The 7220-nt window shown below is 74.8% G+C and carries 7 protein-coding genes; 3 read left to right on the plus strand and 4 right to left on the minus strand.

The genetic code is table 11. The features are described 5' to 3' along the window. The 3 genes from EBN88_RS27225 to EBN88_RS27235 all read right to left on the minus strand — a co-directional run. A partial coding sequence (locus EBN88_RS27225; protein ID WP_407703471.1) for an HRDC domain-containing protein occupies positions 1-1046 on the minus strand: 1046 nt, incomplete at its 3' end. Positions 1047-1132: 86 nt separating this feature from the next. Beyond that, the gene (locus tag EBN88_RS27230; protein WP_122399705.1) at positions 1133-1792 is read right to left on the minus strand and encodes a response regulator transcription factor; all 660 of its coding nucleotides are present in this window, start codon (positions 1790-1792) and stop codon (positions 1133-1135) included. A gap of 187 nt (positions 1793-1979) precedes the next feature. Beyond that, positions 1980-2612 carry a DUF3000 domain-containing protein gene (locus EBN88_RS27235; RefSeq protein WP_407703472.1) on the minus strand — a complete coding sequence of 211 codons (633 nt, stop codon included), beginning with the start codon at positions 2610-2612 and terminating at the stop codon, positions 1980-1982. 90 nt (positions 2613-2702) lie between these two features. On the opposite strand from EBN88_RS27235, the gene hemE reads away from it, so the two are divergent. After that, positions 2703-3734 (plus strand): uroporphyrinogen decarboxylase, encoded by a 1032-nt coding sequence (gene hemE, locus EBN88_RS27240; RefSeq protein WP_233581023.1) that lies wholly within the window; start codon positions 2703-2705, stop codon positions 3732-3734. A gap of 56 nt (positions 3735-3790) precedes the next feature. Here the strand turns inward: hemE and EBN88_RS27245 are convergent, their stop codons facing one another. Then, the gene (locus EBN88_RS27245; RefSeq protein ID WP_158621549.1) at positions 3791-4858 is read right to left on the minus strand and encodes a DUF4349 domain-containing protein; all 1068 of its coding nucleotides are present in this window, start codon (positions 4856-4858) and stop codon (positions 3791-3793) included. A gap of 163 nt (positions 4859-5021) precedes the next feature. Here EBN88_RS27245 and hemG point away from each other — a divergent pair, with 163 nt between their 5' ends. Further along, positions 5022-6425 carry a protoporphyrinogen oxidase gene (gene hemG, locus EBN88_RS27250; RefSeq protein WP_122399709.1) on the plus strand — a complete coding sequence of 468 codons (1404 nt, stop codon included), beginning with the start codon at positions 5022-5024 and terminating at the stop codon, positions 6423-6425. Between the two features lie 5 nt (positions 6426-6430). Then, positions 6431-7141: a hydrogen peroxide-dependent heme synthase gene (hemQ, locus tag EBN88_RS27255; protein ID WP_122399710.1), complete on the plus strand. Its 711-nt coding sequence runs from the start codon at positions 6431-6433 to the stop codon at positions 7139-7141. The last annotated feature ends 79 nt before the right edge of the window (positions 7142-7220 follow it).

Genomic DNA, 7220 nt, shown 5'->3' on the forward strand with positions numbered 1-7220 from the left:
GTCAGCCGGGCGGCGGCCGCCGGGTCGCGCTCGGCCCAGGCGCGCGGCGGCGGCGGGCCCTGCGTCTGCGGCGCCGTCTGCGGCAGCTCCTCCTCGGGCAGCTCCCTGGCCCGGTCGATCGCGGCCTGCCACTGCGCCAGCTGGCGACGGTTGGTCCGGTGCCCGAAGCCGGGCAGCGCGGCCAGCGCCCTGGTGTCCCGGGGCAACGCCTGCGCGGCGGCGACGATCGCCGCGTCCGCGAGGACCTTGCCCGGCGACAGGTCCCGCCGCCTGGCCGTCTCGTCCCGCGCCTCCCACAGCTCCCGCACCACGCCCAACTGCCGCCGCTTGCGCACCTTGTGCACGCCCGAGGTGCGGCGCCACGGGTCCTTGCGGGGCGGCGGGGGAGGGGCGGCGGCGATCGCGGCGAACTCCTCCAGCGCCCACTCCAGCTTGCCCTGGTGGCGCAGCTCCTCCTCCAGCGCGTCCCGCAGGTCAACGAGCAGCTCGACGTCGAGCGCGGCGTAGCGCAGCCAGGGCTCGGGCAGCGGGCGGCTGGACCAGTCGACGGCCGAGTGGCCCTTCTCCAGGCTGTAGCCGAGCACCGTCTCCACCATCACGCCCAGGCCCACCCGGGCGAACCCGGCCAGCCGGCCGGCGAGTTCGGTGTCGAAGAGGCGGGTGGGGCGCATACCTATGTCGCGCAGGCAGGGCAGGTCCTGGGTGGCCGCGTGGAGCACCCACTCGGCGTCGGCGATGGCCTCGCCCAGGGCGGAGAGATCGGGGCAGGCGACCGGGTCGATCAACGAGGTCCCGGCGCCGGCCCTGCGCAGCTGCACCAGATAGGCGCGCTGCCCGTAGCGGTATCCGGAGGCGCGTTCGGCGTCCACGGCGACGGGGCCGGAGCCGGCGGCGAGTCCTTCGACGGCGGCGGCGAGCGCGGCCTCGTCGCCGATCACCGGGGGGACGCCCTCCCGGGGCGTGAGCAGGGGGACCGGCGCGGGGCCGGTGGCCTCGGGGGAGGGCTGTTCAGACGTTGACTCGGTGATCTGTTGGGCGTCGCTCACCTGTCAAGGGTAACTGTGCGCTCATGGAGTACAACGTCTCTCCCACGCCCCGGCGCACGCCCGGGGGCGTGCGCCGAGAGCGGGGGTCAGTGAATGATGCCGGTGCGCAGGGCGACCGCGACCATTCCGGCGCGGTCCCCGGTGCCCAGCTTGCGGGCGATCCGGGCGAGGTGGCTCTTGACGGTGAGCGCCGAGAGGCCCATCGAGACGCCGATGGCCTTGTTCGACTGGCCCTCCGCCACCAGCCGCAGCACCTCGACCTCACGGCCGGACAGCTCGCGGAAGCCGCCCTGGTGGGCGGGGGCGCCGGGCTGCCGGCGGTGCATCCTGGCGGCGGCGCCGATGTGCGCCGCGCCGTGCCGGGTGGGCGGCCCCAGGTTGTTGCGGGTGCCGGTGACCACATAGCCCTTGACGCCACCGGCGAGGGCGTTGCGCACCGCGCCGATGTCGTCGGCGGCGGAGAGGGCGAGACCGTTGGGCCAGCCGGCGGCCCGGGTCTCGGAGAGCAGAGTCAGGCCCGAACCGTCGGGCAGGTGGACGTCGGCAACGCAGATGTCGCGCGGGTTGGCGACTCTGGGGCGGGCCTCCGCGATGGACGACGCCTCGATCACGTCCCTGACTCCGAGAGCCCACAGATGGCGGGTCACGGTGGAACGGACGCGGGGGTCGGCCACGACGACCATGGCGGTCGGCTTGTTGGGGCGGTAGGCGACCAGGCTTGCGGGGTGCTCAAGAAGAACAGACACCGGGCCTCCCGGAGGGTGGGGTGGGGAAGGAACCGACTCCGTGCGAAGGGAGTCGGGGCGATCCGGATGGAAGGGTCACAGACCTCTTCGGCACGAAGCTCCGGCGCCTTTAGGGAATGATCACGAACCGGTGATTCCGCGTCACGACCCTGACAGCCGGCGTGTCCCGCGCGGCGCCCCTGGCCGGTCAGCCGGGGCGCGGACCGCGTCGGCGGGGCAGCGCCGTGACCGGGGTCCCGCTGGACTCGGGCGGCAGCCCGGCGCACTGCGCCAGCAGCCCGCACCAGGCGAGCAGGTGGCCGGCGGCGTCGGCGGGGTCGGCCGGTGTCCAGGACGCCCGCAGCTCCAGCTCGGCCCGCCCCTCACGGTCGGCCAGGCCGCCGAAGTACGCCGAATCCGCCCTGGTCACCGTCCCGTTGGGGACGTCGAGCGGCACCGCCCTGGCCGAGAGCGCCTCGGTCAGCCAGGACCAGGCGACCTCGGGCAGCAGCGGGTCGGTCGCCACGTCGGGCTCCAGGTCGGCCCTGGCCAGGGTCACGATGCGGAACTCGCCGCCCCAGCTGTCGTCGCCGGCCGGGTCGTGCAGGAGAACGAAGCGTCCGTCGGCCAGCTCCTCGTCGCCCTCGCTCACCGAGGCGCCCAGCGCGTGCGCGTAGGGGGCGAGCCGGCGGGGCGGCGGCAGCGGGGAGAGGCTGACCTCGGGCCGGGGGCGGGCCGCCTGGAGCGCGGCCACCGCCTGCCGGAACGCGGGCGGTGCCCCAGCCCCGGGGTCGCTCATCTCCGCCGACTCCTCCGCTGTGTGGGTGCGAGACGCTGCCATGGCGCGTAACCCTAGGCGCCCGAGCGGTCCGCCGCCGGTAGCCACACCCGGGGGCGCGGGCCCAACCGAGTGCCGTGCGAGACTTCTTCCGTGACTGTGACCGACTCCGTGTTTCTGAAGGCCTGCCGTCGCGAACCGGTGCCGCACACGCCCGTCTGGTTCATGCGACAGGCCGGCCGTTCGCTTCCCGAGTATCGCAAGGCGCGCGAGGGCATCGCGATGCTGGACTCCTGTATGCGACCGGAGTTGGTCACCGAGATCACCCTCCAGCCGGTGCGCCGGCACGGGGTGGACGCGGCCGTCTACTTCAGCGACATCGTGGTGCCGCTGAAGGCGATCGGCGTCGACCTGGACATCAGGCCGGGCGTCGGCCCGGTGGTCGCCGAGCCGTTCCGCACCCGCGCCGACCTGGCGCGGCTGCGCCCGCTGACGCCCGATGACGTCTCCTATGTCACCGAGGCGGTGCGGCTGACCACGGCCGAGCTGGGCGACATCCCGCTGATCGGCTTCGCCGGCGCCCCGTTCACCCTCGCCAGCTACCTGGTCGAGGGCGGCCCATCGAAGAACCACGAGCACACCAAGGCGCTGATGTACGGCGACCCGGAGCTGTGGACGGCGCTGCTGGACCGGCTGGCGGAGATCACCTCGACGTTTCTGAACGTGCAGATCGAGGCGGGCGCCTCGGCGGTGCAGCTCTTCGACTCCTGGGTGGGCGCGCTGGCGCCGGCCGACTACCGGCGTTCGGTGCTGCCGGCCTCGACCCGGGTGTTCGACGCGGTGGCGCACCACGGGGTGCCCCGCGTCCACTTCGGCGTCGGGACGGGCGAGTTGCTCGGGCTGCTGGCCGAGGCGGGGCCCGACGTGGTCGGCGTGGACTGGCGGGTGCCGCTGGACGAGGCGGCCCGCCGGGTCGGCCCCGGGCGCGCGTTGCAGGGGAACCTCGACCCGGCGGTGCTGTTCGCGCCGACGGCCGTGGTCGAGGAGCAGGCGGACCGGGTGCTGGAGGCGGCGCGGGACCTGCCGGGCCACGTCTTCAACCTCGGTCACGGCGTGCTCCCCGACACCGACCCCGACGCGTTGACCCGGCTGACGGCCTACGTTCACGAGCGGACGGCGCGGTAGGAGGCCCTGGCGAACGGGCGGGCCGGCGGCGGGGCCCGCCGCCGGCCCGCACCGTCTCAACTCCCGTTCTCCGGCGTGGACCTGCCGGTGGTGTCGGCGGCGTCGGGGGCGTGCGCCGGGCGCGGGAGGGGCGGCGGCGCGGCGACCGGCGGCGGGGGAACGGGCCGGGAGGTCCGCAGCCGGTCCAGCGGGAGGCGGGGGCGCAGCAGGCGCCACAGCAGCCACAGCACGGCCAGCAGTGCCAGCACCGGCAGCGCGGCGCCCACCGCGATCGCCACCCAGACCAGCATTAGCCAGACGAACTCCACGCCGCCCAGCAGCGCGTCCAGCACCGAGGGCCGCTCGTCGTCCTTCTCCTCGGGCTCGGGCGCGGGCTGGCCCTCCCGGTACAGCTCCAGGGTGACGGTGGCCATCGCCGTCTGGCCGCGCAGCGACTCCAGCCGCGCCTCCAGTGACTCCAACTCGGCCTGACGGGTGCTGAGTTCGGACTCCAGGCGGACGATCTCGTCGAGCGTTGTGGCCTCCTCCATCAGGTCACGCACCCGGTCGATGCTCTCCCGCTGGGTCTCCAGGCGGCTCTCGGTGTCGACGATCTGGTCGCCCACGTCCTCGGTGGTCAGCTCGCGCGAGGACAGCTCGCCCAGCTCGGCGAGGTCGCCGAGCAGCCCCGCGTACCCCTCCTTGGGAACGCGCAGGGTCAGCGTGGAGAACGGGTCCTCATCGCCGCCCGTGGTGGACTCGTCGCTGACGTAGCCGCCGGCGGCCTGTGTCAGCCGCACGGCCTCGGCATAGCTCTCGGGCACGCTCTCCACGGCGACGGTGAGCGTCGCGGTCTGGATCAGCTGCGACGCGTCCGGCACCTCGGCGACCGTGGACAGGTCGGCCGAGTCCTCCGCGCCCGCCTCGCCCTCGGCGCCCTCCCGGGTGGCGTCCTCCGACGGCAGGCCGCCCTCGGCGTCCTCGGTGCCGTCGAACTCGGCGGACGCCTCGTTCGCCGCGTCGCCGCCGGACTCGTCCCCCATCCCTGAGCTGGTGCAGCCGGCGAGCAACGCCCCGCCCGCCAGCAGCGCGGCCAGGGCCAGCGCGGGTGCGCGGCGTCTGCCGCCCCCGTTACCTCGGCGCATGAGTCGTCCCCCTTCCGCGTCGATCCGTGCGACGCGTCGTCTTCGGTCATCGCCTGACCGGTGAGTTACCTCTTGGACGGAGCTGACCGCCCGCCGGTTGTCGCCGTCGGGTTCCGATGAGGTCACACGGAGGACTCGGGAAGGCGTCTGCGACAGTGGACCCATGCATGTGATCGTCGTCGGCGGCGGGATCTCCGGACTCGCCGCCGCCCATCGGCTGCTCGCCGCCGGCCTCCGGGTCACCGTCCTGGAGTCGAACCGGCGCCTGGGCGGCAAGCTCCACACCGGGCAGATCGCCGGCGTCCAGGTGGACCTGGGCGCCGAGTCGCTGCTGGCCAGACGCCCGGAGGCGACGGAACTGGCGCGGGCCGTCGGGCTCGGCGACGCGCTGCGCCCGCCCGCCGTCACCAGCGCGGCGATCTGGACGCGCGGCGATCTGCGGCCGATGCCGCGGGGCCAGGTCATGGGCGTGCCCGACAGCGCCGCCGCCCTGGCCGGGGTGCTCTCCGACAGCGGCCTGGCCCGCATCGCCCGCGACGCCGAACTGCCGCCGCTCGCCGTCCACGAGGACGTCGGCATCGGGCAGTTGGTCGCCGAACGGATGGGGAACGAGGTGGTGGACCGGCTCGTCGACCCGCTGCTGGGCGGGGTGTACGCCGGGGACGCCTACCGGATCTCGCTGCGGTCCGCCGTGCCCAAGCTCTACGAGGCCGTCCGTAAGCACGACTCGCTGCTGGCCGCCGTCCGTTCGCTGCGCCCCGAGCCCTCGGCCGCGGGCGCCAGGACCCCGGTCTTCACCGGGATCGAGGGCGGCGTGGGCACCCTGGCCGCCGCCGTCGCCGAGGACGTGGCCGGGCGGGGCGCCGTGATCGAGACGGGCGTCGCCGTCACCGGGCTGCGGCGCACGGCGCGCGGCTGGGTCGCGGCGCTGGACGACGGGCGTTCGCTCGCGGCCGACGGGGTGCTGCTGGCCGTGCCGGCGCCGGCCGCCGCCCGGCTGCTGGCGGCCGAGGCGCCGGCGGCCGCCGGGGAGTTGGGCTCGGTCGAGTACGCCTCGATGGCCATCGTCACGCTGGCCTTCCGCCGCTCGGAGCTGGCCACGCTGCCGCGCGGCAGCGGCTTCCTGGTGCCGGCGGTCGAGGGGCGCACCATCAAGGCGGCGACGTTCACCAGCGGCAAGTGGGACTGGGCGGCGGCCGCCGACCCCGAGCTGTTCGTGCTGCGGGTCTCCGTCGGACGCTGGGGCGAGGAGGGCGCGCTGGAGTGGGACGACGCCGACCTGGTGCGGGTCGCCCTGGACGACCTCGGCGAGGCGGCCGGGCTGCGCGCCACCCCGGTGGACAGCGTGGTGACCCGCTGGTGGCAGGGGCTGCCGCAGTACACCGTCGGCCATGACGCGCGGGTCGCGCGGGTGCGCGGGTACCTGGCCGGGCTGCCGGGGCTCGGCCTGTGCGGCGCGGCCTACGACGGGGTCGGCGTCCCGGCGTGCATCGGCGGCGCCGAGCAGGCGGCCGCCGAACTGCTGCGCACCCTGCCGACGGGACCGCGCGTCGAGGCGGGAGAATAGGCGCCATGACGAACGCACCCGAGAAGCCCGCCGGTAAGCGCGCCAAGGAGCTGAACGACACCATCCGCTACACGCTGTGGTCGGTCTTCCGGCTGCGGGACGTGCTGCCCGAGGACCGGTCGGGGCTGGCCGACGAGGTCGACGTCCTCTTCGAGCAGCTGGCCGCCAAGGACGTGGTGGTGCGCGGCACCTACGACGTGTCCGGGCTGCGGGCCGACGCGGACGTGCTGGTCTGGTGGCACGCGGCGACCTCGGACGCGCTCCAGGAGGCGTACAACCTCTTCCGCCGCACCGGACTGGGCCGGCGGCTGGAGCCGGTCTGGTCGAACATGGCGTTGCACCGGCCCGCCGAGTTCAACAAGTCGCACATCCCGGCCTTCCTGGCCGACGAGACGCCGCGCGACTACGTCAGCGTCTATCCGTTCGTCCGCTCCTACGAGTGGTATCTGCTGCCGGACGAGGAGCGCCGGGCGCTGCTGGCCGAGCACGGCAGGATGGCGCGCGGGTACCCGGACGTGCGGGCGAACACGGTCGCCTCGTTCTCGCTGGGCGACTACGAGTGGATTCTGGCGTTCGAGGCCGACGAACTGCACCGCATCGTCGACCTGATGCGCCATCTGCGGGCCTCGGGCGCCAGGCGGCACGTGCGGGAGGAGATCCCGTTCTTCACCGGCCGCCGCCGGTCGGTCGGCGAGCTGGTGGCCGGGCTGGCCTGAGCGCGCGCGGCGCCGGTGGCGCGCTGGCCGCGCGCCACCAGCCCGACCTGCCCCGCGCGGCGGGCCGTGGTCAGCCCCC

The organism is Streptomyces triticirhizae, assembly GCF_003696235.1.
Taxonomy (GTDB): Bacteria; Actinomycetota; Actinomycetes; order Streptomycetales; family Streptomycetaceae; genus Streptomyces; species Streptomyces triticirhizae.